This window comes from Mesosutterella porci (assembly GCF_022134585.1).
In the GTDB taxonomy this organism is placed as follows: Bacteria; Pseudomonadota; Gammaproteobacteria; order Burkholderiales; family Burkholderiaceae_F; genus Mesosutterella; species Mesosutterella porci.
On sequence record NZ_JAKNCT010000028.1, the window covers coordinates 1 to 1,108 of the forward strand.

Here is a 1,108-nt window from a genome sequence, read left to right on the forward strand (position 1 = left end):
ATAGGGAAGGCGCAGCGAAAGCGAGTCCGAACAGGGCGATTGAGTCGCACGGCATAGACCCGAAACCAGATGAGCTAACCATGGCCAGGCTGAAGGTGTGGTAACACACACTGGAGGGCCGAACCTACTGGTGTTGCAAAACCAGAGGATGAGCTGTGGTTAGGGGTGAAAGGCTTAACAAATCTGGAGATAGCTGGTTCTCCCCGAAAACTATTGAGGTAGTGCCTCGTGCACGAGCTCGCGGGGGTAGAGCACTGTTATAGCTAGGGGGACATGGCGTCTTACCAAACTATGGCAAACTCCGAATACCGCGAAGCTTCGCACGGGAGACAGAGCACCGGGTGCTAACGTCCGGACTCAAAAGGGAATCAACCCAGACCGCCAGCTAAGGTCCCTAATACCGGCTAAGTGGAAAACGAAGTGGAAAGGCTAAAACAGTCAGGAAGTTGGCTTAGAAGCAGCCATCCTTCAAAGAAAGCGTAATAGCTCACTGATCGAGTCCTTCCGCGCGGAAGATGTAACGGGGCTAAGCCGATAACCGAAGCTGCGGATTTCGCGCGTCAGGCGCGGAGTGGTAGGGGAGCGTTCTGTAAGCCCGTGAAGGTGGTTCGAGAGGACTGCTGGAGGTATCAGAAGTGCGAATGCTGACATGAGTAACGATAAAGCGGGTGAAAAGCCCGCTCGCCGCAAACCCAAGGTTTCCTGCTCTACGTTCATCGGAGCAGGGTGAGTCGGTCCCTAAGGCCAGGCTGAGAAGCGTAGCTGATGGGAATCAGGTCAATATTCCTGAACCGGCGTTGAATGCGATGGGGTGACGGAGCAGCCAGAGTGGACCGGGTGTTGGATGTCCCGGCTTTCGAGCGATGGATGGCAGCAGGCAAATCCGCTGTCGAATATCCAGGACGAAGAATCGGGCCTTCTTATGAAGGCGAAGCCACTTGAAGCGCTTCCAGGAAAACCCTCTAAGCTTCAGTTCAACGTTGACCGTACCGTAAACCGACACAGGTGGGTGAGCTGAATATGCTCAGGCGCTTGAGAGAACTCGGGAGAAGGAACTCGGCAAATTGACACCGTAACTTCGGAATAAGGTGTGCCCTGGTAGCTTGAA

1 rRNA gene is annotated in these 1,108 nt (G+C 54.4%); it reads left to right on the forward strand.

The features are described from left to right. Positions 1-1,108 (forward strand): 23S ribosomal RNA (locus MAF45_RS11220); the annotation flags it as partial.